Below are 26306 nucleotides of genomic sequence, written 5' to 3' on the forward strand. Positions count from 1 at the left end.
ACTGCGTAACTTATGTTCCCGTTTTTAATGTGGTATAAAACAGTATAAAAATAATACTTACAATTCAAGGAAGTAAAAAATGCTATCAATAACAGGGTTATCAAAAACCTACGACAACGGCGTGCACGCTCTGCAAGGTGTTGATTTATCAATAGGTAAAGGCATGTTTGGGCTACTTGGGCCAAATGGTGCCGGGAAGTCATCACTAATGCGTACTATTTCTACGTTGCAATCTGCCGATTCGGGGGCAATTACCTTTGATGGTATTGATGTTTTTAAAGACCCACAGGCTTTGCGCCAACGTTTAGGTTACCTACCGCAAGATTTTGGTGTATACCCACGTGTTAGTGCTTACGACTTGCTGGACCATATGGCTGTTTTAAAGGGCATTCATAACAAAGGCGAGCGTAAAGAGTCGGTAGAAGGCCTACTAGCACATACTAATTTATATCAACATCGCTCAAAAGCGGTAAGTGGCTTTTCGGGCGGTATGCGCCAGCGTTTTGGTATTGCACAAGCCTTACTAGGTGACCCTGATTTACTAATTGTTGATGAACCAACTGCAGGGCTAGACCCTGAAGAGCGAAATCGCTTTCATAACTTGTTAGTAAGCTTAGGTGAGCAAAAAGTCGTTATATTATCAACCCACATAGTAGAAGACGTTGCTGAACTATGCCCAAACATGGCAGTACTGGCAGGCGGAAAAATATTATTAGAGGGTAACCCCATTGCCCTTACCGACAAGTTGCAAGGCCAAATTTGGCGCAAAGCCATGAGCCAAGAAGAAGCGCAAGAGCTTGAGCCACAGCTACCTGTTATTTCTAAACGCTTATTTGCTGGGCAAACCATATTGCATGTATTAGCGGAACAAGCCCCTGAAGGTTTTCAATCAAGCCATGCAAACCTAGAAGACGTGTACTTTTCTACTTTGCTCAATCATCGTAATAGCCAAGTAGCATAAGGAGGCGTTATGTTTTTTAATATGCTCGCGTTTGAGCTGCGCTATTTTGTGCGCCAGCCTTCGTTTTATATCATTTCATTAATGTTCTTTTTTATGGCGTTTTTTATCAGCTCTTCTAGCAAATTTCCGCTAGGCGGCGCTAATGTACATATGAATTCGCCTTTTTCAATTATGATGTTGACCATTACATTTTGTGTATTTGCGATGTTTTTGGTAGTTAACTTTGTTGCCAGCTCCGCTATTAGAAATAGTGAAACTAAAATGGATGAACTGGTTTTTAGTAAGCCTGTTAATCCTGTCCCTTATCAAACTGGGCGCTTTTTTGGTGCTTACTTAGTGGTGCTGGTTGTATTTTTAACCGTGCCGTTAGGAGTACTTTTAGGGTCGCAGTTTGGCTTATCTGTTGGATGGCTCGATAGTGAGCTAGTGGGTCCAAATAAGTTTGTGTATTACGCTGCACCTTATTTTTATATTGCAGTACCCAGTTTGCTGGTGCTTTCGGCTATTTTTAACAGCGTAGCTGTCTATTTTAAAACCATGATGTCGGTGTATGTCGCAGCCGTTGTTATTTTTATTGCTTATCAAATCGCCAGTGCTTATTTTGATGATTTAGCATTTAGAAATATAGTTGTTTACGCCGACCCATTTGGCTTGGGGTCTTTAATTGATTTGACGCGTTACTGGACTGTGAGTGATAAAAATACAGAAGTGCTCACTCTCAGCGGTGATTTGTTAGTTAACCGTATTTTGTGGGTTGTACTGGGCTTAGCTATGTTTTTTAGCCTTGGAAAATTAAGTAACCGCATAGTAGCTAAAAAACAGAAAAAGCAATTTAAAGTCTCTGCATTTGTGCAAAATAAACAAGCTGCACTGATTAATAATGCTAAAAATTACAAGTCTGCAGGAGCGAGTACGCAATCGCAGTTAATAATGCGCAGTATATTTGAACTTAAACAAGTAATATTTAGCGCGCCATTTATGATTTTAGCGGGTGTAAGTATTGTAACGCTTATGATTCCGCTGTTTGCTCCCATTGGCGCTTACGGTACAACTAACTGGCCAATTACCGCGAATATGGTCAATATTATTAGCGGTATTTCGGGTTTGTTTTTGTTTGTTATTATCGCTTTTTATAGCGCTGAGCTTGTTTGGCGAGAACGTCAAAGTGGTATGGGCGATATTGTTGACAGCTTTCCAGTACACAACAGTGTTTTTTGGGTATCAAAAATACTGGCGTTAATAACAGCTATTTCAGGCTTGTTTCTTGTTGGAATGATACTAACAATCACAGTGCAGTTATTTAAAGGGCAATTTAATTTAGAGTTAGGGCAGTATTTATTCAGGATTGTTTATTTATCGCTTTTACCGTTAATTATGCTTACGGTGCTTGCCTTCTTTTTACAAATTATTAGCCCAAATAAATACGTAGGAATGGGGTTATTTATTTTGTACTACATAGTGCAAATGGTAATGGATTCGTATGGATTTGAACACCATATGTATCATTTTTCGAAAAGCAGTAGCGTACCGTACTCTGATATAAACGGCTATGGACACTTTTTGCAAGCAGCGCATTGGTACACATTGTATTGGGGCGCGTTAAGTCTTGTTTTGGCTATTGTAGGATTTGCGTTATGGCATAGAGGACCTTCACAAACACTGCGTACACGACTGTCTCTGCTTCGTTATAATATGTCGTTAAAGGGGCAAGTAATTGTTTGTGTTAGTGCACTGGTGTTTGTTGGTGCAGGTTATAACATTTATCACAATACGCGTGTTTTAAACGAATTTATCACAAGCGATGCGTTTCAAGACAAGCAAGTAAGCTATGAAAAACAGTTTGCACAATATAAAGATTTAGCAGTGCCTATGGTGACCGATGTTGACTTAACTGTTGATATTTACCCTAAAAAGCGTGCTTTAAGTGCAGTTGCAAAAATTAAGTTTACTAATACATCTAATGAGCCAATTTCGCGAGTATTGATCACCTCACCGCAACACGCCAAAAGCTGGGATGTAACGATGGCTGGCGGTAAAATTGTTGAAAAATTACCAGCGCTTTATTCTGCATGGTTTGAATTTGATCAGCCCCTTATGCCAGAAGAGGTAAGAGAAGGGCAGCTGTCTGTCACTCGCGAGCATACAGGCTTTACCGATAGTGGCTCCGATACACAGTTAGTGGCTAATGGTACGTTTATTAATAATTGGGAGCTTTTTCCTAACTTCGGGTACAACCGTGGTTTACAGGTAGCTGATAAATTTAAGCGCCGTAAACATGACTTACCAGAGCTAGAACGAGCAAATAAACTTGAAGATAGCCAGTACTATACACAAAGTGATTTTGGTCAAGCTACTGGGTTTATTAACTTTAGGGCCAGGGTAACGACCGATGAATCGCAATTTGCGATTACACCTGGTTATTTACAAAGTGAAAGCGTAAAAGATGGGCGCCGAACCTTTGTTTATGAAATGGATGCACCTATTATAAATTTTTATGCGGTGCAGTCGGCTGAATTGGAAAGTAAAAAGGTTGAGCATAATGGTGTAAATATTGAGGTTTATTTCCATAAAAGTCATGCGTGGAATGTTGACCGCATGATTGAATCGGTTCAAGACTCGATAGATTATTTTACACAAGCATTTGGCCCCTATCAGCATAAGCAATTACGTATTATTGAATTTCCTCGCTATCGCTCATTTGCGCAAAGTTTTGCTAATACTGTTCCTTATTCAGAAAGCATTGGTTTTGTTACAGACTCAAGGGATGAAAGTAAAATTGACCTACCTTACTATGTAACTGCACACGAAGTAGCGCATCAATGGTGGGGTCATCAAGTATCAGGCGCCAATGTAGAGGGGAGTGAAGTTATGTCTGAAACGCTTTCACAATACAGTGCGCTTATGGTGCTTGAAAAACGCTTTGGCCCAGAAAAGCTACGTAAGTTTTTAAAATACGAGCTAGATAGGTACTTAATGGGCCGCACTGGAGAAGCGTTTGAAGAGATGCCACTATATAAAACCCAGGCTCAGCAATACCTTCATTACAATAAAGGATCTGTTGTTATGATGGCGATTTATGATCGCCTAGGTGAAAAACGCCTAAACGCTGCACTTAAGGCATTTTTAAATGAGTTTAGATATCAGTCAACGCCATACCCAACAACACTTGATTTACTAAGTTATTTAAAACAAGACGCAACCCAAGCTGAGCAAAACTTTATTGACGATCAGTTTAAATATATCACTTTGTATGAGCTGGAAATGAAAGAGGTTTCGATTTCAGACGAAGCCGACAGTGAGGGCTTTTACAGTGTTACGTTAAACGTTGAAGCTGTTAAGCAACGTGCTGATGGTCAAGGTGAAGAAACAGAACAGCCACTCGATGAGTTAATTGATATTGTGTTGTTTAGTGACGATCCTGAAAATCTACTCGCCGAAGATTTTGTGATTTACTCACAAAAACATCAAATAGTAACGGGTACTAATATTATTGAGTTAAAGGTAAAAGAAAAACCTTTATTTGCAGGAGTCGATCCGTACGTAAAACTGGTTGATAAAGACAATGTAAATAATTTGGCTAAGTTTTAATAGCTGAAACTAAACTTACTCAAAGGCCGCAATTTTGCGGCCTTTTTTGTGTAAAAAACTGTTTGAAATCTGTAAGGTTGGCTACATTTTTCGCACAGCTTTTTACTCATTATTTTACTGGTTTACTGTAAAGTTTATTTACTGAAAGTAAGTACCAAGTAAGGACAAACATGAAATCATTAATAATGGGGTTTGTAGTATTAGGCTTAAGCGCCTGTTCTGCGGTTACCATACAGCCACACGCTATCGCAAAAATTACAAGTAAAGCGACCTACGAAGATAGCCGTCCATTTTATTTATGGGGGTTAGTAGGAGAGGAACGTGTGGATGTAAAAGAGATTTGTACAGATACACAAGCGGCTCAAATGCAGTCGCAACAAACATTTAGCGATGGTGCGTTGGGTTTAATTACGCTAGGCATTTATTCACCACATACTATAAAGGTATGGTGTGAAGAGCAAAATACGCAGGAGGCGTTATGAATCTTAAATTAATTTTAGGCAGTATTACTTTTGCTATGTTAACTGGTTGCACAAATATTTACTTTGATAATGGTGTACCTGAAAAAGTTAATAACCAGTCGCACAATAGTTCTCAGTGGCATCATAATTTTGCTTTAGCTTTGTATGAGGGATCTGATGCGGTTGACTTAAGTGAGCATTGTCCACAAGGACAATGGCAAACGGTGCACACGTATAAGTCATTTAGTAATGGAGTAGCGGAGGTTGTAGTTAATCAGATAGGCCCGGCTTGGTACCCTAAAACAGTTGAAGTGAGCTGCACTAAGGTACCTTTTAAAGCTGAGTAGAGATTGATGCTGATTATTCGTATCGTAATGCTTCAATAGGGTTTAGCCTTGCCGCTTTAATAGCAGGGGCTAAGCCAAATATAATACCGATAAGTGACGTAAATCCGAACGATAGCATCACAGCCCAACCAGGTATGTAAGCATCCGGCATACTGGGAACCATAAACGAAATCAATGCGGCAGCACCATAACCTATAGCTAAGCCAATTAGTCCGCCAAATAACGATAGCACTACGGCTTCCACCAAAAACTGTAGCATAATAAAGCCGGGTGTTGCGCCCAATGCTTTAAGAGTGCCTATTACTCGGGTACGTTCAGTCACCGATACCAGCATAATATTCATTACGCCAATCCCCCCTACAACAAGGCTTATACCAACAATACCAGCAGTGATTGCTGTGGCGCTACCTGTAAACTTATCAACATTAGCACGGGCTTTTTCAGCGGTTTCAAATTCAAAGTCGTTTTCTTCACCGTCTTTTAATTTATGTAATTGGCGTAAAATACGCGTTATTTTAGCTAAAGTAAGCTCTTCATCGACCCCTTCTTTAAGTCTAAACATTATTTGCACGTTACTCGTGCTGCTAGCACCCTCTAACGCGCTCATGGTACTGATCGGAATATTTATATAATCATCTTGATCAAAGCCAAATAAGCTACCTTGTTTTTCGGCTACTCCAATGATCCTAAACCATTCGCCACCAAGTTTGATATATTCGCCTACGGGGTTATCGGGTAAATTTAACTTTTCAATAATAGAAGGACCAATGAACGCAACCCGACGGCGTTTTTCGTCATCTTCCGCGCGAATAAAGCGGCCTAATTCTGGAAACGTGCGGTATGCTTTTTGGTAATCTTGTTCGGTTCCCATCACGCGAGATGAATGGCTTTTATTCCCGTATTCAGCTCCACCAGAAAAGCGCCACGTAAACATAAGTGCGGTCAGTGTTTCGGCTTCTTTTATACGTGCTTTTAGTGTTAGAAAATCGGAGTAAGTCAGTTTTGCGTTTTTACCAACCATTTCTTGCTCGATGCTTGTAAATGGTTTGATTGAGGTTACATCGGGTGCCATGTCAGCGAGTTGATCGTTAATTTGTTTAGTAAAGCCCTGCATTACTGCAACCACAGTTATAACGGCTGCAACACCAATAATAATACCTAAACAGGTTAATGCGCTGCGCATTGCGTTGGCCTTAATAGCCATTAATGCTGCTTTTGTTCCTTCCATAATGGCAATGGCAGATTTAAACATGTTGTTTTTCTCCTTCGCCTTTTTTTACGTCACTTACTACCTTACCATCGACTAAGCGAATAACCCGTTGGCAATGGTCTGCAATTTCTTGCTCGTGGGTCACTAAAATAATAGTGTGCCCCTCATTATGCAGTTCATCAAACAAGGTCATTATTTCTGCTGTGGTCTTACTATCAAGATTACCTGTGGGTTCATCCCCCAGTAAAATATGTGGTTTAGTTACTAATGCGCGAGCAATGGCTACACGTTGACGTTGCCCACCCGAAAGCTGACTTGATAGGTGATCAACTTTGTCGCCAAGACCAACGCGTTGCAATGCCTCAAGTGCTTTTTGTTTGCGTTGTTTTGCGGGTATAAAACGATAAACCAAGGGCTGCATTACATTTTCAAGTGCAGATGCGCGAGGCAATAAGTTAAAGCTTTGAAAAATAAATCCGACGCTTTCATTGCGTTGATGGGCAAGCTCGGTTTCGGTCATACTTTTTACAAGCTTATCTTTTAAAAAGTAATCGCCACTAGTGGGTGTATCTAAGCAGCCAAGTAAGTTCATTAAAGTTGATTTACCTGAGCCTGAAGGGCCAATAATGGCTACGTATTCATTTTCATTCATGACGATATTTACATCATCTAACGCTTTAAATACTTGCTCGCCCATTACATATTGTTTGTTAATGTGTTCTAACTTAATTACCGCAGACATTATAGTGTTTCCTCGTCTGCGTCATTTTTAAGTGAAACAACATCGCCTTCTTGCAGCTTGCTAATTGGTCGAGCGGGGCCAATAACCACATTATCGCCTTTGCTTAGCCCCTCTGTTATAGCTTGCTCAATGTCAGACGAAATACCAACACTTACTATTACTTTACTTACGGTATTATCGCTATTTAAGCGCCATACAAAGGTTTTACCCTCTTCTTTTTGTATTGCTTCAATAGGGAGCTTTAAACCATTTTCGGCAATACTGGTGGCAATTTCTGCTCGGCAACTCATACCCGCATAAAGCTGGCGATCTGTTGGGTCTAATAATACTTTAACTCTAAAAGAAAGCCCTTGCGAACCTGGTTGGTTTTTAGCTGATGTACCAATATTAATCACTTTGCCGCTAAATGGTTTGTTAGGGTAGGCTGCGGCATAAATATCAGCTTGTTGATTTAGTTTTATGCTGGCTATATCTGTTTCATCAACTCTAAGCTCTGCTAAAATAGCGCTAGGGTCGGCAACAAGCATAAGGTCTGAACCAATAATATTAGTTGTGCCTGCAATAACTGTTTCACCTTCTTTAATATTAACCGATGCCAGTAAGCCACTCATTGGCGCTCTAAATACACTTTTACTTAGGCGATCTTGTGCAATTTGAAGCGACGCTTGCGCTTGGTTATATGACTCTTTGCGTGATTCGATATCTATTTTTGCTAGATCGCGAGCACTTTCGATATTTTCAAAGCTTTCTTGATTTCCTAATCCAACATCGTATAGCTCTTTTTGCCTTTTTAATTGGCGCTCTAAATTAGCAAGGCGAGTTTGGCTATGTTTTATTTCAATTTCGGTAGCGCGTAGAACGGCTTGGTTTCGGTTTACTTCTGATTCGAAGGCCGTTGTATCAAGGCGCATTAAAATATCCCCTTGCTTAACGCTTTGCCCTTCTTCTACAAATACCTTATCGACACGACCAGTTACCTCAGAGCGCAATTGCACTTGGGTATTAAAAACTAGATTGCCCGACGCCATGATTGAATCAGCAATATTCCCTTGCTCAACCTGCGCAATATTCACTTGGGCTTGCTTTTTATCACCGGTCACCTGCTTAGAGACGATTAGGCCTACAAAAGCGACTATAGCTATCGTTATTATTATTGCTTTTTTCATATATACATCTGTCCGTGAATAAGTAGCGCAGAGGTAAAATACCTCTGCTTATTAATTACATTGCGGCAATAATTGCCCAAATACCAAAAATAACGAGTGTTGGAAGCGCCGAGAAAAGTAACGCTTTATTTGTTGAAAAATTTGTCCAACATTTTAAGCCAACCATTCCTAGTCCAATCCCCCAAAGACTACTTAGCTTTAATGATTCTAGTAATGTATAAAATGCGCTACCAGGTTCTAACCCAACAACAAGCTGATTAATTGAATCAAAGTTAAATACTGCTGTTTGAGATATTTGATCGGTACTTGCACTAAGTACAAGCGCTATCGTACCTAAACTCAGAACAATATTTGGCATTATTGTCCAAATAGTAAAACCATACCAAGCACCATAGCTGTGCTCTGACTCTGGATCTAATTTAGCAATGAGCATATAATACACAGCCATTATCGCGGCTATGATTGCAGTACCTAATACGATTGATATCATGCTAATCCATACTTGTATTCCGGCGTTTTGTTCAATGCTTTGGCGAATCATTTTTTGCTCGCCAATTGTTGCATCAACACTTGCAGCTGCAAATTGCTCGTTAATCAAAAACTGCATATCAACGGTAGAATAAAAAATATAAATACTCGCCATTGAAACTAAAGAGATTGCTATAAAAGCAAGCCATGACCAACCTTTGGCGTGCTCAACACCATTGAAAGCTTTGCTTGGACTAATGTAAATATCGAGTAGGGCGCTAAATGCGTTAGGTGATTTCATTATTATTCCTTAATAACCTATATGTGATTTGGTAAACACTTGATACCAATGGATAGATTAATAATATAGGAAAAAGTATGTACTAATTTTATTCAATTGTAACCGATTGTTAACAAGGGTGGGCATTATAAAAGTAATTAATAAAAGACGTATTGTTAAGCTCTATAGTTGCGAAGTGGTTTTAATATGATTGAGCCATAAGGAGTGGAGCTTAATAATCACGTTGTTATGGCTGTATCTAATGCAAATACAGCCATTTATTTAATTAGCTATCAGATAAACTAAGACCGCTAGGGTTATCTGTTGCGATATACAATGCTTTTAGTTTTTTATCACCACTTTCGGTTTCATTTTTACTGTCCTTAATAATCAAAAGGCTAAGCTTTGAAAAGTCCAATTTAACCTAATATAGTAAGAACCTGCCTTCCAGTTATACAATCATGAATACTTAAACAAATTTGCTTAAGTATAAAAAAAAGGGCCAAATGGCCCTTCAGTTGCAGCAAGTAACACATGTTTGTTTATAGGCTGAAGTCTACAGCGTAAGCAACGTAAACTTTTACATCTGACTCGTCCATATCAGTGTCTGATACGCCAAATGTGAATCCATCTTTTGATACAGACACACCGTAATCAATAATGTCTTCGTCACCAATAAAATCGCCAGAATAATGACCTATGTGTAAAGCCATTTCTGTACCATTGCTGCCTACGGCAAAGCCGTAATCAGCTGTCAAATAAAGTGAGTCGCCAAAGTCTGTACCGTCGCCACTTGCAGCAGAAGTAGCAAGCACTGATGCACCAAAGGTAAAGCCTTCAACACTGATGCTACCGTAAATTTCTGAAAAATCAGCGTCTGCACTTGATGCCGCGTCTGGGTAAGCATAATAAATGTAACCTACATCGTAGCTAACACCTTCGCTAATATCGCCACCAAAGCCTGCGTAAAAATCTAGCTCGTAGGTCATTTCGTCAGCCCAAGATGCATTAGATACCCATGTACCAGCATAAAACCCAGATTCGTCAGCGTAATCAATACCACCAGAAATAGCAGCGTCGCCGCCAGTTTGTTCTTGTCCACGCCATAAGTAATTTGAGGTAGCTGCTACATTCGCAGATACTTCAGCATTTACTGCTGTTGATGTAAGTGACGTTGCAGCCATTAATGCTACGGCGCTAAAAGCGATTGTTTTTTTTAGTTTTAACATGTTCCATTTCCCGTTATATGATTTTTTGCATAGGAAGGCTTTTTATTATGAAGTACCGTAGCCTTTTGATTTATGCGTTTTTATTGTTTAACTGAGAATAGAATTGCACTGTGTGTGCCAGCTTGATTTATTTTGTTTAAGATTTAAGTTTTATTATTTATTAACAATGGCTTGCGTTTGGGGTGGGTGGTTTAGATTATGAGGAAGAAATATTCTATCGCACATCGCTGGTGCATAAAATAATCAAGCTGCACCATGAAAGTACAGCTTGTTTAGAATTATTTAGCCAAATATGGTGCGCATTAGACTAATTGTTTCGTTTACACTGCGACCTTTTTGAACTTCGCTGATTATTGAGTCGCGTTTGCTACGAATATGCTCAGGAATATCATCGGCAGCCAAAGCGCGGTCAACTAAAATTTCAGCAGACTCTTTACCTCTGCGTTGTGTTTTACCCGTTTTAGTGGTGCTACGCTTTGGTTTATTAAGTAATTTAATATAGTTAGAGCTATCTGGTGTTTTGTTATCCGCGTAGTAAAAAAAGCACGGAATAAGCGCTTTAATTGACACTAGTTGCTCTTCTAGCTCATTTGAAGCATTTGCCATTTTGTACCATGACATAGCTTGAATGCCTTTTACAATATCTTGCCAGTAACGCTCAAAATCACTATTTTTGAGTTTAGTAACCGCAAGCGCTGAGCATAACGCGTCTAAACGGCTATTTGTAATTGGCGTAAAAATATCAGGGCGACGCATTGCAAGTAGTCTTGTTGCCGGAGCAAGTGTTGGCTTTTCACTGCTATCAGTAAATATTTTGCTATAAGCAGCTACAAACTGTTGGTACTCGTAATGGGTAATATCACCTTCAAGAGGAATATTAGCCAGTGCTTCATCAAACGCACCCGGTAAATCACCAATGAGTTGGTGGAAAACTTTAGCACTCTTAGTTGATGCAAACCACTCAACATCAAAATCGTAAGTGCTTGGACCAAGTGAAGCCATATGCTTGCCAGTAAAAGCAAGAAGGTCTTCAGGGATCATGTCTTTTAATGATTGCTCACGAATACTTTTTACGTAACTAGCTAAACGAAGTTGTTCATCAAGTGCAATAACGTCTTTATGTTGCTCTATAAATACACTTACCACAGGCCAAGGAGCTACACGAAGCGTTTTAACTTGTAAAAAGCTAATAGCTGAAATAAGTTGATCATGCAGCTTTTTCAGAACAGGTAGCTGTTGTGGCTCAAGTAGATCGTAGTTAATACGATCTCTGCTTGCGTTTAATAGCTCGTAACACCAAGGTAAAAAATCATCAGGATGGTTTTCTACTTTCACGGCCATAAGGTTAAGGCTTAATTCTGAAGATTGTTTCAGAATGTTCTGATAGATTTGATTTTCTTGCTCGCCTAGTGTCATTTTTGACGGTGAAATTAGCAGTTTTTTCATGCCTTGTAGATACTCCGGATTTATATATATGTATTAGCATTGCTTATTTTAGCTCAAATACACTAATAACAACAGCGCTGTCCTGCGCGCTGCATTATTATGGTGTTTAAAATCGGGGTTAATCTAACCAGCTAGGTTATTAATCAGCCTCTTCTAATATGAAGAGGCTTTCAACTGATGCGTGAAAATGAGCTGCGATTTTAAGGGCTATAATGACCGATGGCGTAAATCGATTTGTTTCTATTGTACTTATTGTTTTACGTGAAACGCTAATAGCATCGGCAAGTTCTTGCTGTGAAAGCCCCGCCTCTTTACGAAATTTTGCTATGTTATTTTGCACTTTGACTCCTAATCACGGCTCTGCCAAAGGGTTGATACTCCATATACTAAGAGCATAATACCTAAGTAAAATATTGCCATATTTGCATGCGAAACCTCGCTAGGTATTGAATCGTTATTATACAAAACACCAATAAGACAAACTCCAAATGCACAACTTGTATGTTTATAGGCATTAATGTCAATGGTGTTTAGAAACTCATCTTTATAAGCATATTTAAAATACATTTTTAGCGGAAAGCTTGCTTTAATCATAAAAATAGCAGTTACAACCATATAAAATAAAACGCTCATTCCAACAACTATCATCTCTTCTATATTATGGTTAGTTAGTGAGTAAACACTGAGAAGTAAACAAACTACGCCAGCGCTTATACAAAACCGTATATTTTGTCTCATAAATTGTTCTTCTGTTTTAATATCTTGTTGTTTCATAGTATTCATCCTGTAATAGTATTTGATTTCTTGTAACCTTGGGGTATCAATGAGTCAATTATTTTTTGTAACCTAAAGGTATCAAAATGTTTCAGGAACGATTCATATGAAATAAGTAAACTGCTTTTATGAGCTTTTTTTATCTACAGCAATGCTTTTAGGCTTAACACTCGCTATGATAAAAACATAATTTGACCGCTTAAAGGACGAACATGAAAACCTTACTCAAAATTTTTGGTGTAATACTCTTACTCTGTATTGCTTTAATTGTGGCAGCGCCTTTTTTAATTCCTACCGATACCATTTTTAATAAAGTATCAGAGGAAGTTCAAAAAACGACGGGAAGAACGCTAACAATTAATGGTGACAAAACGCTTAGTGTGTTTCCTGCACTAAAGTTAGAGTTGAATGATGTCCACTTTGCTAATATGCAAACAGGTTCGCGAGCTGATATGGCAAGTATGCAGCAGCTGGCAGTACATATACCTTGGTTCTCGTTATTTGGCGGTGAGTTTAAGCTTGATAAGTTTGTTATTAACGAACCAGATATTTTATTAGAGACAGATAAAAATGGTAAAGCTAACTGGCAGTTGTTTGATGCTGTAGCAGAGCAACCAACAGAGCAAACTGAGCCTGGTGAGGCAATTAAGCTACCTGCTAGCTTTGATATTGAGCTGGGTGAGGTCGCTATTTATGGCGGTACATTTACATATCTAGATGGTCAAACGGGCGCCAAGCAGCAAATTAGCGATTTAGAGCTGGCTATTTTACTTCCTTCATTACGTAAAACCCTTGAAGTTAAAGGGGGGATTACCTATATGCAGGAGCGATTTGAACTAGATGTAAAACTCGATACTCCTGCCAAAGCGATTGAAGGTCAGGCTTTTAATGTATCGCAAAGTTTAGATTCGCGCTTGGTTGAATTGACATTTAATGGCTCAATCGCAAAACAAGGGCAAGACATAAAAGGTCAATTAGCACTCAATGGCGAGTCGGTAAAAAATATTGCTAAATGGCAGGGGGTTGACCTAAATGCGAAAGATAATGCGTTTAATGCATTTAGTGTAAATGGTAAAATGCATTTACTGGGTGAAAAATTCAATCTTGAAGAGTTAACTGCAACGCTTGATGAACTTCAAATTAAAGGTAAAAGCGAAATTAGTTTAGGTAATCGTTTAGCCATTAATGCAAATGTAGATTTGGGGATGCTCGATCTTAATCCCTATTTGCCAGATGCCGTTGCTAAAAAAGAACAGCCGACTGAAGACGATAGCAAACCGGCAGAGCCAATTGTTTGGGATGACACTCAAATTGATTTAAGCGCCCTTAAAGCACAAGATGCTAATGTAGTAATTCGTTCTAGTGGATTAATAGCAAATGATATAAAACTGGGTGCGAACCAGTTTACAGTGGCGCTAAATAAAGGTGTAGCTAAATTAAGTTTAGATAGCTTTTCAGCTTATGAAGGCGCTGGTAGAGGTGTAATTACTATTGATGCTCAAAATGCGCCTTATAAAATAGCTACAAACTTTAATTTAACAGATATAAATGCCCAGCCGTTATTAACTGATGCAACCGGTTTTGACAAGGTACTCGGTAGAGGTTCTTTAAATTGGAATTTATCTACAGCTGGGCAAAGTCAAAAATCGTTTATCGATGCGCTAAATGGTAAGTTGGCATTTGAGTTTGCAGATGGTGCTGTAAAAGGGGCGAACATTGCTGAAATGGTTCGTAAAGGTAAAGAGATTATATCTGGTAATTTTGGCGCCGCTTCTGAAGGGTTAGATACTGGCTTTGAAGAGGCAGAACAAACAGATTTTTCTGCGCTTACAGGTAGCTTTAATTTTATTAAAGGTGTTGGACGCAATACTGACCTTTCACTAATTAGCCCTCTGATTCGTATTTCCGGTGAAGGAGATGTGGATTTACCTCTCACTAAAGTTGATTACCGTTTGGTAACAGGGATTGTAGATTCAATAGAAGGTCAAGGCACTACCGATGACAGTACAGGCTTTAAAATACCGTTACGCATAAAAGGACCATTTCACGATGTGGGAATTAAACTTGATGTAAGTAATGCCTTAAAAGATGAAGCAAAAAAGAAACTAGATGACGCAAAAGAAAAAGCGAAAGAGAAAGCCAAAGATAAAGTAAAAGACAAATTAAAGGGATTATTTGGCTAAGTAACCACTAGTAAAATAAACAAGGCACTTTTTAAGTGCCTTGTTTATTTTATAACCATTGAAAAAATAGTCACATAGCTTTACCAACGTTAATAAAATCCCCTCAGTTCTTAAATTAATTAAAAAATAACCTATCGCTACATGCTCAATGCTGGTACAATTGCCCGCCCTTAAGAGACAACTCGTTTGTTTTTGAGTGGGATTTAATCGAAATGTCTTGATTTTAAACAATTTTAAGACACGTTGTAATTACTACACCGGAGGTCATTAACATGATCCAAATGCAAACTCAGCTGGAAGTTGCTGATAACAGCGGCGCTCGCAAAGTGCAGTGTATAAAAGTCCTTGGTGGTTCACACCGTCGCTACGCAGCGATTGGCGACATCATTAAAGTTTCTGTAAAAGAAGCTATTCCTCGCGGTAAAGTGAAGAAAGGTGATGTTAAAAACGCGGTAGTTGTGCGTACCAGAAAAGGTGTTCGCCGTCCAGATGGTTCTCTGATCCGTTTCGACAGCAACGCGGCTGTTATCTTAAATGATAACTTGCAGCCAATTGGTACACGTATTTTCGGCCCTGTGACTCGCGAACTTCGTAATGACAAGTTCATGAAAATCGTTTCACTAGCCCCAGAAGTACTGTAAGGAGCCAATCATGGCAGCAAAAATCCGTCGTGGTGACGAAGTAATCGTACTAGCAGGTAAAGACAAAGGTAAGCGCGGTAAAGTGCTTTCAGTTGTTACTGAATCTGGTCGAATCTTTGTCGAAGGCATAAACTTGATCAAGAAACACCAAAAGCCGGTTCCACAATTGAACCAAGCTGGCGGCATTGTTGAGAAAGAAGCGTCTATGGACGCATCAAACGTTGCGATCTTCAACTCGGAAACGAGTAAAGCAGATCGTGTAGGTTTCAAGATTGAAGATGGTAAGAAATTACGTATCTTTAAATCTACTGGTAAAACTATCTAATAGTTGGAGTAGAATGATGGCGAAACTGCATGAAGTATATAAAGACAAAGTAGTTGCTGAGCTTCAAGAGAAGTTTGGTTTCAGCTCTGTCATGCAAGTCCCTCAGATCGAAAAGATCACATTAAATATGGGCGTGGGCGAAGCCCTAGCTGACAAGAAAATTTTAGATCACGCTGTAGCGGATTTAACTGCAATCTCTGGTCAGAAACCTTTAATCACTAAAGCACGTAAATCTGTTGCTGGCTTTAAAGTGCGTGAAGGCTACCCAATTGGTTGTAAAGTAACCCTACGCGGCGAGCGTATGTGGGACTTTTTTGAGCGTTTGGTATCAATCGCTATCCCACGTATTCGTGACTTCCGTGGCGTAAGTGCTAAGTCTTTTGATGGACGTGGTAACTACAGCATGGGCGTACGTGAACAAATCATCTTCCCAGAAATCGATTACGATAAAGTAGACCGTGTACGCGGTATGGATATCACTATCACTACTTCTGCGAAATCTGATGAGGAAGGCCGTGCGTTGTTAGAAGCGTTTAACTTCCCATTTAAGAAATAAGGGTAGGGTTATGGCAAAGAATTCTATGAAAGCGCGCGAAGCAAAGCGCACAAAACTAGTTGCTCAGTATGCTGAAAAGCGTGCTGCACTAAAAGCTATCATCAGTGATGTTAATACATCTGAAGATGATCGTTGGGACGCGGTACTTAAGCTACAAGCTTTACCTCGTGATTCTAGCCCTGCACGTCAACGTAATCGTTGTAACATTACGGGCCGCCCACATGGTTTCCTTCGCAAATTCGGCATGAGCCGTATTAAAGTTCGCGAAGCAGCTATGCGCGGTGAAATTCCTGGCCTTAAAAAGGCTAGCTGGTAATAGAATCATGGGAGTAAGACTATGAGCTTGCAAGATCCTATCGCGGATTTGTTCACACGTATCCGTAACGGTCAATCAGCGAAGAAAGTATCTGTAACGATGCCAACTTCAAAGCTGAAAGTAGCATTAGCTAAAGTACTAAAAGACGAAGGTTACATCGTAGACTACGCAGTTAACGGTGAAGTTAAACCTGAGCTTTCTATCGAGTTGAAGTACTTCGAAGGCAAAGCTGTAATTGAAAATATCCAGCGTGTAAGTCGCCCTGGTTTACGTATCTACAAGAAACGTGACGAATTACCGAAGGTAATGGGTGGTCTTGGTATCGCTATCGTATCAACTTCTAAAGGCCTAATGACAGACCGCGCAGCACGTAGTGCTGGTGTTGGTGGTGAAATCATTGGCTTTGTAGCTTAATCGGAGGGGAACTATGTCTCGCATAGCAAAGGCACCAATTAATGTTCCTGCCGGTGTAGAAGTTACATTGAAAGGCCAGGAAATCACAGTTAAAGGCAAAAACGGTGAACTTACTCGTACTATCAACGACGCAGTTGAAGTACAAGTTAACGACAACGTTATTACAACTTTACCTCGTGAAGGCGTAGCAAATGCATGGGCACAAGCAGGTACTGCTCGCGCTCTAATCAACAACATGGTTGTTGGTACGCATGAAGGTTACGAGAAGAAACTTCAGTTAGTAGGCGTTGGTTACCGTGCTGCAGCTAAGGGTAAAGTTTTAGACTTAACACTTGGTTTCTCACACCCAGTTAATTTCGCAGTTCCTGAAGGAATTACGATTGAAACTCCAAGCCAAACAGAAGTTCTAGTTAAGGGCGTAGATAAGCAGTTAGTTGGTCAAACAGCTGCTAACATTCGTGCATACCGTAAACCTGAGCCTTATAAAGGTAAAGGTGTTCGCTATTCAGATGAGAATGTACGCCGTAAAGAGGCTAAGAAGAAGTAAGGTAAGACGATGGATAAAAAAACAGCTCGTCTACGTCGTGCTAAACGCACTCGTAGAAATTATATTGAACAAGGCACAACGCGTCTTGTTATCCACCGCACGCCACGTCACATTTACGCTCAAGTAATTAATGCTGAGGGTAATGTACTGGCTGCTGCTTCTACTGTTGAGAAGGCTATTAGCGAAACAGTTAAAGGCACCGGTAACGTTGAAGCTGCGCAAGCAGTTGGCAAAGCGGTTGCTGAACGTGCGGCTGACAAAGGCATCGAAAAGATTGCTTTTGATCGCAGTGGCTTTAAATATCACGGCCGTGTGAAGGCGCTAGCTGATGCTGCGCGTGAAGCCGGTTTGCAATTCTAGGAGTAGACAATGGCTAACGTAGAAGCAAAGCAACAACAGCCTGATCTAGCTGAAAAGCTAATCGCGGTAAACCGTGTGTCTAAAGTAGTTAAAGGTGGTCGTATCTTTAGCTTTACTGCACTAACTGTAGTTGGTGACGGCGCAGGTAAAGTAGGTTTTGGTTATGGTAAAGCACGTGAAGTTCCAGCTGCTATTCAAAAAGCAATGGAAAAAGCACGTCGCAACATGATCAATGTAGACCTAAATGGCAATACATTACAGCATCCTGTTAAGGGACGTCATGCTGGCTCACTAGTGTTCATGAAACCAGCCTCTGAAGGTACTGGTATCATCGCAGGTGGTGCTATGCGTGCAGTACTAGAAGTGACTGGTGTTCAGAACGTACTATCTAAATGTTACGGTTCTACTAACCCAATCAACGTAGTACGTGCAACGATTTCGGCTCTTGAGAATATGAATTCTCCACAGTCTATCGCTGCAAAACGTGGCCTTCGCGTAGAAGAAATACTGGGGTAACCATGGCTAATCAAACTGTAAAAGTAACACAAGTAAAAAGCTCTATCGGTCGTTTACCGAAGCATAAAGCTACATTACGCGGTCTTGGTTTACGTCGTATCAATCACACTGTTGAGTTAGAAGACACAGCATGTGTACGTGGTATGATAAACAAGGTTTCTTACATGGTTAAGGTAGAGGGTTAATTTCATGCATTTGAATACACTTTCACCTGCTGCAGGTTCAAAAACTGCCCCTAAACGTGTTGGTCGTGGTATCGGTTCTGGTCTTGGTAAGACTGGTGGCCGTGGTCACAAAGGTCAAAAGTCACGTTCTGGCGGTAAAGTACGCGTTGGTTTTGAAGGCGGTCAAATGCCTATGCAACGTCGTCTACCTAAATTTGGTTTCACTTCACGCAAATCGTTAGTATCTGCAGAAGTTAACCTTTTTGAAATCGCTAAAGTTGAAGGCGATGTGGTAGACCTAAGCGCGTTACAAGCAGCTGGTCTAGTTAAAAAGAACGTTCTTTTCGTTAAAGTTGTTAAATCTGGTGAAGTTTCACGCGCTGTTACACTTAAAGGTCTTAAAGCCTCTAAGGGTGCACGCGAAGCTATTGAAGCTGCCGGAGGCAAGGTAGAAGACTAAGGAAGTACAAATGGCTAAACCAGGTCAAGATACACAAAGTGCACAAGGTGGGCTTTCGGAATTGAAGCGTCGATTACTCTTCGTATTGGGTGCTATCATAATTTACCGTCTAGGTTCATTTGTGCCGATCCCTGGGATTGACGCCGCTGTACTTGCCGATTTCTTCGAGCAACAAAAGGGCACCATTGTTGAAATGTTCAACATGTTCAGTGGTGGTGCACTTGAGCGAGCTTCAGTGTTAGCGCTGGGTATTATGCCGTATATCTCGGCTTCGATTATTACGCAACTATTAACGCATATGTATCCTCCGTTTATAGAGCTTAAGAAAGAAGGTGAGCAAGGGCGTAAAAAAATTAGCCAGTACACACGCTACGGCACGCTTGTGCTAGCTACTATCCAATCTATCGGTATTGCTACTAGCTTACCGGGCATGATGAACGGGTTAGTTGTTAATCCGGGTATGGGTTTCTATTTCACCGCTGTGGTGAGCTTAGTAACTGGTACTATGTTCCTTATGTGGTTGGGTGAACAAATAACAGAACGTGGTATCGGTAACGGTATTTCAGTTCTAATATTTGTTGGTATTGTAGCTAACTTGCCGTCTGCTATTGGTTCGACAGTCGAAATGGCGCGCCAAGGTGATTTGAATGTTTTTGTACTACTTATGGTTGCGGTTATAGTATTCGCTGTTACTTATCTTGTAGTGTTTTTCGAACGTGGACAACGTCGTATTGTTGTTAACTACGCTAAACGCCAACAAGGTCGTCAAGTATTTGCTGCTCAAAGCACGCATTTACCACTAAAAGTAAACATGGCGGGTGTTATTCCACCAATCTTTGCTAGTAGTATAATTCTGTTCCCTGGTACAATTGCTAGCTGGTTCGGCCAAGGTGAAGGTCCTGTCGCTGATGCATTACAAGCTGTTGCTACAACGTTGACTCCAGGTCAACCTTTGTACTCACTTGTATTAGCTGCGGCAATTATCTTCTTCTGCTTTTTCTATACAGCGTTGGTGTTTAACCCTCGTGAAACTGCAGATAACCTTAAGAAATCTGGCGCATTTATCCCAGGTATTCGTCCAGGTGAGCAGACATCTAAATACATTGATAAAGTGATGACACGCCTGACATTGGCAGGTGCTTTGTATATAACCTTTATCTGTCTGGTGCCCGAATTCATGACTATGGCATGGCAAACGCCATTCTATTTCGGCGGTACATCAATTTTGATTATCGTTGTTGTAATCATGGACTTTATGGCACAAGTACAGACTCACCTGATGTCTCATCAGTATGATTCTGTGCTGAAAAAAGCGAACCTTAAAGGCTACGGTCGATAAGGTCAGTTTACGGAGTTGAGCAATGAAAGTACGTGCTTCCGTTAAGAAAATATGCCGTAACTGTAAAGTTATTAAACGTGCTGGTGTAGTACGCGTAATTTGCAGTGAGCCTAAGCATAAGCAAAGGCAAGGCTAAGTAAACAGTCGTGCAGGCTGAGATTTCTCGGCCTGTGTTTTTAGTAGTGATTTGGTCTTCGTTTGAGTATCCTTACGGGCTTTTCAAACTTTTGATTACCAAATTCGAATATAGGAGATGTGTTAGTGGCCCGTATTGCTGGCATTAACGTCCCTGATCATAAACATGCAGTTATTGGTTTAACAGCTATTTATGGCATAGGTAAGACTCGCTCTAAGGCTATCTTAGCAGCGACTGGTATCGCCGAGACCACAAAAATCGGTGAACTTTCTGACGAAACACTTGACGTACTGCGTGATGCAGTTGGCAAGTACACTGTTGAAGGTGACCTTCGTCGTGAAGTTACATTAAATATCAAGCGCCTTATGGACCTTGGTTGTTACCGTGGCCTACGTCACCGTCGCTCTTTACCACTACGTGGTCAAAGAACTAAGACTAACGCGCGTACCCGTAAGGGTCCTCGTAAGCCTATTAAGCGATAAGGGGATAGTATTATGGCTAAGACACCAATTCGTCGTAAAAAGGTTAAAAAACAAGTTGCTGATGGTATGGCTCATGTTCATGCTTCTTTCAACAACACTATTGTAACGATTACCGACCGTCAAGGTAATGCACTATCATGGGCTACTGCCGGTGGTTCAGGTTTCCGTGGTTCACGTAAATCTACACCATTTGCTGCTCAGGTTGCTGCAGAGCGTGCAGGTACTGCTGCTCAAGAATACGGTTTAAAAAATCTAGAAGTTTTCATCAAAGGTCCAGGTCCAGGTCGTGAATCTGCTGTACGTGCTTTGAATGCTGCTGGTTACCGTATTACAAACATTACTGACGTGACGCCAATACCACATAATGGTTGTCGTCCACCGAAGAAACGTCGCGTTTAACAATAGGTTAGGAGAAATAACATGGCAAGATATTTGGGCCCTAAGCTCAAGCTGAGTCGTCGTGAAGGTACTGACCTGTTCCTTAAGAGCGGCGTAAGAGCTATCGACTCTAAGTGTAAACTTGAGACTGCACCTGGTCAGCACGGCGCTCGTAAAGGTCGTCTATCTGATTACGGTTTACAATTACGTGAAAAGCAAAAAGTACGTCGTATCTACGGTGTATTAGAAAAGCAATTCCGTAACTACTATAAAGAAGCTGCTCGCCTTAAAGGTAATACAGGTGAAAACTTGTTACAGCTTTTAGAGCAACGTTTAGACAATGTTGTATATCGCATGGGTTTTGCTAGCACACGCGCTGAAGCACGTCAGTTAGTAAGCCATAAAGCGATTCTAGTTAATGGTCGTGTTGTGAACATTCCTTCATACGTAATTACTCCAGAAGATACTGTAGTAATCCGTGAGAAGTCTAAGACACAAGCACGTATCATCGCTGCTCTAGAGTTGGCTGAGCAACGTGAAAAGCCGACTTGGGTTGAAGTTGACGGTAAGAAATTGGAAGGCAGCTTTAAGCGTCTACCTGAGCGTTCAGACCTGTCTGCGGACATTAATGAACAACTAATCGTCGAACTTTACTCTAAGTAAAGTTAAGAGTTAAGAGAGGATAAAATGCAGGGTTCTGTTACAGAATTTCTAAAACCAAGGTTAGTCGACATCGACGCTATCAACCCAACGCGTTCTAAAATAGTTTTAGAACCATTAGAGCGTGGCTTTGGTCACACTCTGGGTAATGCTTTACGCCGTATATTACTTTCATCTATGCCTGGATGTGCAGTAACTGAAGTAGAAATCGACGGTGTATTACATGAGTACAGCGCGAAAGAAGGCGTTCAAGAAGACATCATTGAAATACTATTAAACCTTAAAGGTTTAGCAGTAACGTTAGAAGGCAAAGATGAAGTTTTTCTGACCCTGACTAAATCTGGTGTAGGCCCTGTTACTGCGGCTGATATTCAGCACGATGGCGATGTAACAATTGCTAATCCAGATCACGTTATCTGTAATTTAACTACAGGTAACAGCGAGATCAGCATGCGTATTCGTGTTGAGCGCGGTCGTGGTTATGTGCCGGCATCTAGTCGTTTATCCTCTGATGACGATGAGCGTCCAATTGGTAGATTGTTGCTTGATGCATCATTCAGCCCAGTTGAACGTATTGCGTACTCGGTTGAATCAGCTCGAGTTGAGCAACGTACAGATTTAGACAAATTAATCATTGATATGGAAACAAACGGTACATTAGATCCTGAAGAAGCGATCCGCCGTGCGTCTACTATCTTAGCTGAGCAATTAGATGCATTCGTAGATTTACGCGATGTAACTGAGCCAGAAGAGAAAGAAGAGAAACCAGAATTCGATCCTATTCTGCTTCGTCCAGTCGATGATCTTGAACTAACAGTACGCTCAGCAAATTGTTTGAAAGCCGAGCAAATTCAATATATCGGTGATTTAGTTCAGCGCACTGAGGTTGAGCTTCTTAAAACGCCTAATCTAGGTAAGAAGTCTCTAACTGAAATTAAAGACGTGCTAGCTTCACGTGGTCTTTCTCTAGGTATGCGCCTAGAAAACTGGCCACCTGCAAGTTTAGCTGAATAATCTAAATCACTATATTAGTTTAGTTAGAAGGATAGGGTCATGCGCCATCGTAAGAGTGGTCGTCAATTAAACCGTAACAGTAGCCATCGTAAAGCGATGTTCAGCAATATGGCAGGTTCTTTGGTGAAACATGAAATCATCAAAACTACTTTGCCAAAAGCGAAAGAGTTACGTCGTGTAATTGAACCTTTAATCACACTGGCTAAGACTGACAGTGTAGCAAACCGCCGTTTAGCGTTTGCTCGCACACGCGACAATGAAGTTGTTGGTAAATTATTCAGTGAAATCGGTCCACGTAACGCGGATCGTCCAGGTGGTTACACTCGTATTCTTAAGTGTGGCTTCCGTACTGGTGATAATGCACCAATGGCTTATATTGAACTAGTTGGTCGCCCAGCGACTAGCGAAGAAGTTCAAGAAGACGCACAGTCTGCAGAGTAAGTCTTAAAGAAACCTAAAAGCCGAGCTTATGCTCGGCTTTTTAATGCCTGAAATTTACAAATTAAACTTCTGCATTATTATATTTACCTATTACCTATTACCTATTACCTATTACCTATTACCTATTACCTATTACCTATTACCTATTACCTATTACCTATTACCTATTACCCATTTACCACTAATCTCAAGTGCTCCAAAACACAGCTCTATTACATTAATGATTCAGCGAAGTGAGTAGCATTACTATAAAAACGGTAACGTTAAACCTAAGAAAAATCATAAGCTAATATGGTTGTTATCATAATTACCTTTCAAATAAGCACTAGAAAGATATTTATCATCATATACTTAGTAAAATGGCGTTATTACATAAATAAAGCTTACTATTAGTTGTGTTTTTGAGCGTTTAGCTCAAATACTCATCGAACAGCATGTTTTTTCAAGTTTTCTTTAAAAAAGGGTTGATCTGTTTTCGGATCTCCCTATAATGCGACCCCACTGAGACGGCAGAGCAGGCAACGCTTAGCGAAGCAAGCAAACCACTTAGTGAGTCGAGTAAAACTTAAGTTTAGATTCTTATAAAACTTAAAATTAAGTGTTGACAAAAACACAGGAAAGCGTAAGATTCGCTTCCCTTGAGTCGCTAAGGCAACTCAAACGTTCTTTAACAATATAAAGCAATCATCTGTGTGGGCACTCGTACAGATTGAGTTCTAACAGCCAAGCTACTTAGGTAGTGAGGCAAACAAATTAGAGTCTCAATTGAAACTGAGTGACCAACAGCAATAACTACTTCGGTAGGAATTGCAGCACAGTCAATTCAATATCGAAAGATATTAAATAAATTCAGAATTCATTGAGCTGTCGAAAGACACAAAACTTTTTAATTGAAGAGTTTGATCATGGCTCAGATTGAACGCTGGCGGCAGGCCTAACACATGCAAGTCGAGCGGTAACAGAAAGTAGCTTGCTACTTTGCTGACGAGCGGCGGACGGGTGAGTAATGCTTGGGAACATGCCTTGAGGTGGGGGACAACAGTTGGAAACGACTGCTAATACCGCATAATGTCTACGGACCAAAGGGGGCTTCGGCTCTCGCCTTTAGATTGGCCCAAGTGGGATTAGCTAGTTGGTGAGGTAATGGCTCACCAAGGCAACGATCCCTAGCTGGTTTGAGAGGATGATCAGCCACACTGGAACTGAGACACGGTCCAGACTCCTACGGGAGGCAGCAGTGGGGAATATTGCACAATGGGCGAAAGCCTGATGCAGCCATGCCGCGTGTGTGAAGAAGGCCTTCGGGTTGTAAAGCACTTTCAGTCAGGAGGAAAGGGTGTGAGTTAATACCTCACATCTGTGACGTTACTGACAGAAGAAGCACCGGCTAACTCCGTGCCAGCAGCCGCGGTAATACGGAGGGTGCGAGCGTTAATCGGAATTACTGGGCGTAAAGCGTACGCAGGCGGTTTGTTAAGCGAGATGTGAAAGCCCCGGGCTCAACCTGGGAACTGCATTTCGAACTGGCAAACTAGAGTGTGATAGAGGGTGGTAGAATTTCAGGTGTAGCGGTGAAATGCGTAGAGATCTGAAGGAATACCGATGGCGAAGGCAGCCACCTGGGTCAACACTGACGCTCATGTACGAAAGCGTGGGGAGCAAACGGGATTAGATACCCCGGTAGTCCACGCCGTAAACGATGTCTACTAGAAGCTCGGAACCTCGGTTCTGTTTTTCAAAGCTAACGCATTAAGTAGACCGCCTGGGGAGTACGGCCGCAAGGTTAAAACTCAAATGAATTGACGGGGGCCCGCACAAGCGGTGGAGCATGTGGTTTAATTCGATGCAACGCGAAGAACCTTACCTACACTTGACATACAGAGAACTTTCTAGAGATAGATTGGTGCCTTCGGGAACTCTGATACAGGTGCTGCATGGCTGTCGTCAGCTCGTGTTGTGAGATGTTGGGTTAAGTCCCGCAACGAGCGCAACCCCTATCCTTAGTTGCTAGCAGGTAATGCTGAGAACTCTAAGGAGACTGCCGGTGATAAACCGGAGGAAGGTGGGGACGACGTCAAGTCATCATGGCCCTTACGTGTAGGGCTACACACGTGCTACAATGGCGCATACAGAGTGCTGCGAACCTGCGAAGGTAAGCGAATCACTTAAAGTGCGTCGTAGTCCGGATTGGAGTCTGCAACTCGACTCCATGAAGTCGGAATCGCTAGTAATCGCGTATCAGAATGACGCGGTGAATACGTTCCCGGGCCTTGTACACACCGCCCGTCACACCATGGGAGTGGGTTGCTCCAGAAGTAGATAGTCTAACCCTCGGGAGGACGTTTACCACGGAGTGATTCATGACTGGGGTGAAGTCGTAACAAGGTAGCCCTAGGGGAACCTGGGGCTGGATCACCTCCTTATACGATTTAGAACTTATTTGTTCGTAGTGTCCACACAGATGATTGTTAATTAGTTAAGCCACTGGCTTAGTTAATTAATATGCTCTTTAAAAATTTGGAAAAGCTGATAATAAAATTCGTATGAATAACATTGTTATTTGTACAGAGTTTTCAAAAGTAAAAAAGAATGATAGCAGTATCATTCAGTGCCATTTAATCACTCTTATGAGTTGATTGATTGGTATCTACTTTAGTATTCAATATTAACTTCTGGCGAAGTTAAACTGTCACAAAACAAAG

30 protein-coding genes and 1 rRNA gene are annotated in these 26306 nt (G+C 41.0%); 23 read left to right on the forward strand and 8 right to left on the reverse strand.

Features of this window, described 5'->3' with window-relative positions; all coding sequences use genetic code 11:
* Positions 1-79 precede the first annotated feature (79 nt).
* The 4 genes from ATS72_RS12510 (at position 80) to ATS72_RS12525 (ending at position 5357) form a co-directional block, all read left to right on the forward strand.
* Positions 80-961: an ABC transporter ATP-binding protein gene (locus ATS72_RS12510; protein WP_058430141.1), complete on the forward strand. Its 882-nt coding sequence runs from the start codon at positions 80-82 to the stop codon at positions 959-961.
* Positions 962-970: 9 nt separating this feature from the next.
* Entirely contained in the window at positions 971-4549 is a 3579-nt protein-coding gene (locus ATS72_RS12515) for an ABC transporter permease/M1 family aminopeptidase (protein WP_058430142.1), read from the forward strand.
* Between the two features lie 170 nt (positions 4550-4719).
* The gene (locus ATS72_RS12520) at positions 4720-5031 is read left to right on the forward strand and encodes a Bor family protein (RefSeq protein WP_058430143.1); all 312 of its coding nucleotides are present in this window, start codon (positions 4720-4722) and stop codon (positions 5029-5031) included.
* The gene (locus ATS72_RS12525; protein ID WP_008127820.1) at positions 5028-5357 is read left to right on the forward strand and encodes a Bor/Iss family lipoprotein; all 330 of its coding nucleotides are present in this window, start codon (positions 5028-5030) and stop codon (positions 5355-5357) included. Before ATS72_RS12520 ends, ATS72_RS12525 begins: the two co-directional genes overlap by 4 nt.
* 13 nt (positions 5358-5370) lie before the next feature.
* Here ATS72_RS12525 and ATS72_RS12530 read toward each other — a convergent pair whose 3' ends face one another.
* The 8 genes from ATS72_RS12530 to ATS72_RS12565 form a co-directional block, all read right to left on the reverse strand.
* Positions 5371-6609: an ABC transporter permease gene (locus ATS72_RS12530; protein WP_006794233.1), complete on the reverse strand. Its 1239-nt coding sequence runs from the start codon at positions 6607-6609 to the stop codon at positions 5371-5373.
* A complete protein-coding gene (locus tag ATS72_RS12535) occupies positions 6602-7309 on the reverse strand; it encodes an ABC transporter ATP-binding protein (RefSeq protein WP_006794234.1) in 708 nt (235 codons plus the stop codon). Before ATS72_RS12535 ends, ATS72_RS12530 begins: the two co-directional genes overlap by 8 nt.
* Positions 7309-8475, reverse strand: coding sequence for an efflux RND transporter periplasmic adaptor subunit (locus ATS72_RS12540; RefSeq protein WP_006794235.1), 1167 nt, complete (start codon positions 8473-8475; stop codon positions 7309-7311). Before ATS72_RS12540 ends, ATS72_RS12535 begins: the two co-directional genes overlap by 1 nt.
* 55 nt (positions 8476-8530) lie before the next feature.
* Positions 8531-9244, reverse strand: coding sequence for a YIP1 family protein (locus tag ATS72_RS12545; protein ID WP_058430144.1), 714 nt, complete (start codon positions 9242-9244; stop codon positions 8531-8533).
* A 521-nt stretch (positions 9245-9765) separates the two neighbouring features.
* Entirely contained in the window at positions 9766-10452 is a 687-nt protein-coding gene (locus tag ATS72_RS12550) for a TorF family putative porin (RefSeq protein WP_006794238.1), read from the reverse strand.
* A 282-nt stretch (positions 10453-10734) separates the two neighbouring features.
* On the reverse strand, positions 10735-11898 hold the full coding sequence (locus ATS72_RS12555) for a hypothetical protein (protein WP_058430145.1): 1164 nt from the start codon (positions 11896-11898) through the stop codon (positions 10735-10737).
* Positions 11899-12037: 139 nt separating this feature from the next.
* Positions 12038-12238 carry a helix-turn-helix transcriptional regulator gene (locus tag ATS72_RS12560; RefSeq protein WP_058430146.1) on the reverse strand — a complete coding sequence of 67 codons (201 nt, stop codon included), beginning with the start codon at positions 12236-12238 and terminating at the stop codon, positions 12038-12040.
* An 8-nt stretch (positions 12239-12246) separates the two neighbouring features.
* Positions 12247-12672 (reverse strand): hypothetical protein, encoded by a 426-nt coding sequence (locus ATS72_RS12565; RefSeq protein WP_010557710.1) that lies wholly within the window; start codon positions 12670-12672, stop codon positions 12247-12249.
* A gap of 212 nt (positions 12673-12884) precedes the next feature.
* Here ATS72_RS12565 and ATS72_RS12570 point away from each other — a divergent pair, with 212 nt between their 5' ends.
* The 19 genes from ATS72_RS12570 to ATS72_RS12665 all read left to right on the forward strand — a co-directional run bounded on the left by ATS72_RS12570 (position 12885) and on the right by ATS72_RS12665 (position 26027).
* Positions 12885-14855, forward strand: coding sequence for an AsmA family protein (locus ATS72_RS12570; RefSeq protein ID WP_058430147.1), 1971 nt, complete (start codon positions 12885-12887; stop codon positions 14853-14855).
* Positions 14856-15127: 272 nt separating this feature from the next.
* Positions 15128-15496 carry a 50S ribosomal protein L14 gene (gene rplN, locus ATS72_RS12575; protein ID WP_002959498.1) on the forward strand — a complete coding sequence of 123 codons (369 nt, stop codon included), beginning with the start codon at positions 15128-15130 and terminating at the stop codon, positions 15494-15496.
* A 10-nt stretch (positions 15497-15506) separates the two neighbouring features.
* Positions 15507-15821 (forward strand): 50S ribosomal protein L24, encoded by a 315-nt coding sequence (gene rplX, locus ATS72_RS12580; RefSeq protein WP_006794243.1) that lies wholly within the window; start codon positions 15507-15509, stop codon positions 15819-15821.
* Positions 15822-15837: 16 nt separating this feature from the next.
* Positions 15838-16377 carry a 50S ribosomal protein L5 gene (gene rplE / locus ATS72_RS12585; protein WP_006794244.1) on the forward strand — a complete coding sequence of 180 codons (540 nt, stop codon included), beginning with the start codon at positions 15838-15840 and terminating at the stop codon, positions 16375-16377.
* Between the two features lie 10 nt (positions 16378-16387).
* A complete protein-coding gene (gene rpsN, locus ATS72_RS12590) occupies positions 16388-16693 on the forward strand; it encodes a 30S ribosomal protein S14 (protein WP_006794245.1) in 306 nt (101 codons plus the stop codon).
* Positions 16694-16714: 21 nt separating this feature from the next.
* Positions 16715-17107, forward strand: a complete 393-nt coding sequence (rpsH, locus tag ATS72_RS12595) for a 30S ribosomal protein S8 (protein WP_006794246.1) — start codon at positions 16715-16717, stop codon at positions 17105-17107.
* Between the two features lie 13 nt (positions 17108-17120).
* Positions 17121-17654, forward strand: coding sequence for a 50S ribosomal protein L6 (gene rplF / locus ATS72_RS12600; RefSeq protein WP_006794247.1), 534 nt, complete (start codon positions 17121-17123; stop codon positions 17652-17654).
* A 9-nt stretch (positions 17655-17663) separates the two neighbouring features.
* Positions 17664-18014, forward strand: a complete 351-nt coding sequence (rplR, locus tag ATS72_RS12605; protein WP_006794248.1) for a 50S ribosomal protein L18 — start codon at positions 17664-17666, stop codon at positions 18012-18014.
* A 9-nt stretch (positions 18015-18023) separates the two neighbouring features.
* Positions 18024-18530, forward strand: coding sequence for a 30S ribosomal protein S5 (rpsE, locus tag ATS72_RS12610; protein ID WP_006794249.1), 507 nt, complete (start codon positions 18024-18026; stop codon positions 18528-18530).
* Between the two features lie 2 nt (positions 18531-18532).
* Positions 18533-18715, forward strand: a complete 183-nt coding sequence (rpmD, locus tag ATS72_RS12615; RefSeq protein WP_002959482.1) for a 50S ribosomal protein L30 — start codon at positions 18533-18535, stop codon at positions 18713-18715.
* A gap of 4 nt (positions 18716-18719) precedes the next feature.
* On the forward strand, positions 18720-19154 hold the full coding sequence (rplO, locus tag ATS72_RS12620) for a 50S ribosomal protein L15 (protein WP_006794250.1): 435 nt from the start codon (positions 18720-18722) through the stop codon (positions 19152-19154).
* 10 nt (positions 19155-19164) lie between these two features.
* Positions 19165-20493: a preprotein translocase subunit SecY gene (gene secY, locus ATS72_RS12625; RefSeq protein ID WP_006794251.1), complete on the forward strand. Its 1329-nt coding sequence runs from the start codon at positions 19165-19167 to the stop codon at positions 20491-20493.
* 22 nt (positions 20494-20515) lie between these two features.
* Positions 20516-20629: a 50S ribosomal protein L36 gene (gene rpmJ, locus ATS72_RS12630; protein ID WP_002959476.1), complete on the forward strand. Its 114-nt coding sequence runs from the start codon at positions 20516-20518 to the stop codon at positions 20627-20629.
* A 125-nt stretch (positions 20630-20754) separates the two neighbouring features.
* Complete coding sequence (rpsM, locus tag ATS72_RS12635; protein WP_006794252.1) at positions 20755-21111, forward strand: 30S ribosomal protein S13; 357 nt, start codon at positions 20755-20757, stop codon at positions 21109-21111.
* Between the two features lie 12 nt (positions 21112-21123).
* On the forward strand, positions 21124-21510 hold the full coding sequence (rpsK, locus tag ATS72_RS12640) for a 30S ribosomal protein S11 (protein ID WP_002959471.1): 387 nt from the start codon (positions 21124-21126) through the stop codon (positions 21508-21510).
* A 21-nt stretch (positions 21511-21531) separates the two neighbouring features.
* The gene (rpsD, locus tag ATS72_RS12645; protein ID WP_002959461.1) at positions 21532-22152 is read left to right on the forward strand and encodes a 30S ribosomal protein S4; all 621 of its coding nucleotides are present in this window, start codon (positions 21532-21534) and stop codon (positions 22150-22152) included.
* A 24-nt stretch (positions 22153-22176) separates the two neighbouring features.
* Positions 22177-23163: a DNA-directed RNA polymerase subunit alpha gene (locus tag ATS72_RS12650; protein ID WP_008127834.1), complete on the forward strand. Its 987-nt coding sequence runs from the start codon at positions 22177-22179 to the stop codon at positions 23161-23163.
* 39 nt (positions 23164-23202) lie between these two features.
* Positions 23203-23604, forward strand: a complete 402-nt coding sequence (gene rplQ / locus ATS72_RS12655; protein ID WP_006794892.1) for a 50S ribosomal protein L17 — start codon at positions 23203-23205, stop codon at positions 23602-23604.
* A gap of 887 nt (positions 23605-24491) precedes the next feature.
* Positions 24492-26027, forward strand: a 16S ribosomal RNA gene (locus ATS72_RS12665).
* Positions 26028-26306: the final 279 nt, after the last annotated feature.

Origin of the sequence: Pseudoalteromonas sp. 13-15, from assembly GCF_001468205.2 — a bacterium.
GTDB lineage: Bacteria > Pseudomonadota > Gammaproteobacteria > Enterobacterales > Alteromonadaceae > Pseudoalteromonas > Pseudoalteromonas marina.

What these genes read in the sequence shown, in the direction of transcription:
- ATS72_RS12550 (WP_006794238.1), bottom strand. Translation starts at nt 10,452, where the DNA reads ATGTTAAAACTAAAAAAAACAATCGCTTTTAGCGCCGTAGCATTAATG.
- ATS72_RS12525 (WP_008127820.1), top strand. Translation starts at nt 5,028, where the DNA reads ATGAATCTTAAATTAATTTTAGGCAGTATTACTTTTGCTATGTTAACT.
- rplN (WP_002959498.1), top strand. Translation starts at nt 15,128, where the DNA reads ATGATCCAAATGCAAACTCAGCTGGAAGTTGCTGATAACAGCGGCGCT.
- ATS72_RS12565 (WP_010557710.1), bottom strand. Translation starts at nt 12,672, where the DNA reads ATGAAACAACAAGATATTAAAACAGAAGAACAATTTATGAGACAAAAT.
- ATS72_RS12650 (WP_008127834.1), top strand. Translation starts at nt 22,177, where the DNA reads ATGCAGGGTTCTGTTACAGAATTTCTAAAACCAAGGTTAGTCGACATC.
- ATS72_RS12555 (WP_058430145.1), bottom strand. Translation starts at nt 11,898, where the DNA reads ATGAAAAAACTGCTAATTTCACCGTCAAAAATGACACTAGGCGAGCAA.
- ATS72_RS12540 (WP_006794235.1), bottom strand. Translation starts at nt 8,475, where the DNA reads ATGAAAAAAGCAATAATAATAACGATAGCTATAGTCGCTTTTGTAGGC.
- rplF (WP_006794247.1), top strand. Translation starts at nt 17,121, where the DNA reads ATGTCTCGCATAGCAAAGGCACCAATTAATGTTCCTGCCGGTGTAGAA.
- rpsK (WP_002959471.1), top strand. Translation starts at nt 21,124, where the DNA reads ATGGCTAAGACACCAATTCGTCGTAAAAAGGTTAAAAAACAAGTTGCT.
- ATS72_RS12530 (WP_006794233.1), bottom strand. Translation starts at nt 6,609, where the DNA reads ATGTTTAAATCTGCCATTGCCATTATGGAAGGAACAAAAGCAGCATTA.
- secY (WP_006794251.1), top strand. Translation starts at nt 19,165, where the DNA reads ATGGCTAAACCAGGTCAAGATACACAAAGTGCACAAGGTGGGCTTTCG.
- rplQ (WP_006794892.1), top strand. Translation starts at nt 23,203, where the DNA reads ATGCGCCATCGTAAGAGTGGTCGTCAATTAAACCGTAACAGTAGCCAT.
- rplE (WP_006794244.1), top strand. Translation starts at nt 15,838, where the DNA reads ATGGCGAAACTGCATGAAGTATATAAAGACAAAGTAGTTGCTGAGCTT.
- rpsH (WP_006794246.1), top strand. Translation starts at nt 16,715, where the DNA reads ATGAGCTTGCAAGATCCTATCGCGGATTTGTTCACACGTATCCGTAAC.
- ATS72_RS12510 (WP_058430141.1), top strand. Translation starts at nt 80, where the DNA reads ATGCTATCAATAACAGGGTTATCAAAAACCTACGACAACGGCGTGCAC.
- ATS72_RS12570 (WP_058430147.1), top strand. Translation starts at nt 12,885, where the DNA reads ATGAAAACCTTACTCAAAATTTTTGGTGTAATACTCTTACTCTGTATT.
- rpmD (WP_002959482.1), top strand. Translation starts at nt 18,533, where the DNA reads ATGGCTAATCAAACTGTAAAAGTAACACAAGTAAAAAGCTCTATCGGT.
- rpmJ (WP_002959476.1), top strand. Translation starts at nt 20,516, where the DNA reads ATGAAAGTACGTGCTTCCGTTAAGAAAATATGCCGTAACTGTAAAGTT.
- ATS72_RS12515 (WP_058430142.1), top strand. Translation starts at nt 971, where the DNA reads ATGTTTTTTAATATGCTCGCGTTTGAGCTGCGCTATTTTGTGCGCCAG.
- rpsN (WP_006794245.1), top strand. Translation starts at nt 16,388, where the DNA reads ATGGCAAAGAATTCTATGAAAGCGCGCGAAGCAAAGCGCACAAAACTA.
- ATS72_RS12535 (WP_006794234.1), bottom strand. Translation starts at nt 7,309, where the DNA reads ATGTCTGCGGTAATTAAGTTAGAACACATTAACAAACAATATGTAATG.
- ATS72_RS12545 (WP_058430144.1), bottom strand. Translation starts at nt 9,244, where the DNA reads ATGAAATCACCTAACGCATTTAGCGCCCTACTCGATATTTACATTAGT.
- rplO (WP_006794250.1), top strand. Translation starts at nt 18,720, where the DNA reads ATGCATTTGAATACACTTTCACCTGCTGCAGGTTCAAAAACTGCCCCT.
- rplR (WP_006794248.1), top strand. Translation starts at nt 17,664, where the DNA reads ATGGATAAAAAAACAGCTCGTCTACGTCGTGCTAAACGCACTCGTAGA.
- ATS72_RS12520 (WP_058430143.1), top strand. Translation starts at nt 4,720, where the DNA reads ATGAAATCATTAATAATGGGGTTTGTAGTATTAGGCTTAAGCGCCTGT.
- rplX (WP_006794243.1), top strand. Translation starts at nt 15,507, where the DNA reads ATGGCAGCAAAAATCCGTCGTGGTGACGAAGTAATCGTACTAGCAGGT.
- rpsD (WP_002959461.1), top strand. Translation starts at nt 21,532, where the DNA reads ATGGCAAGATATTTGGGCCCTAAGCTCAAGCTGAGTCGTCGTGAAGGT.
- rpsE (WP_006794249.1), top strand. Translation starts at nt 18,024, where the DNA reads ATGGCTAACGTAGAAGCAAAGCAACAACAGCCTGATCTAGCTGAAAAG.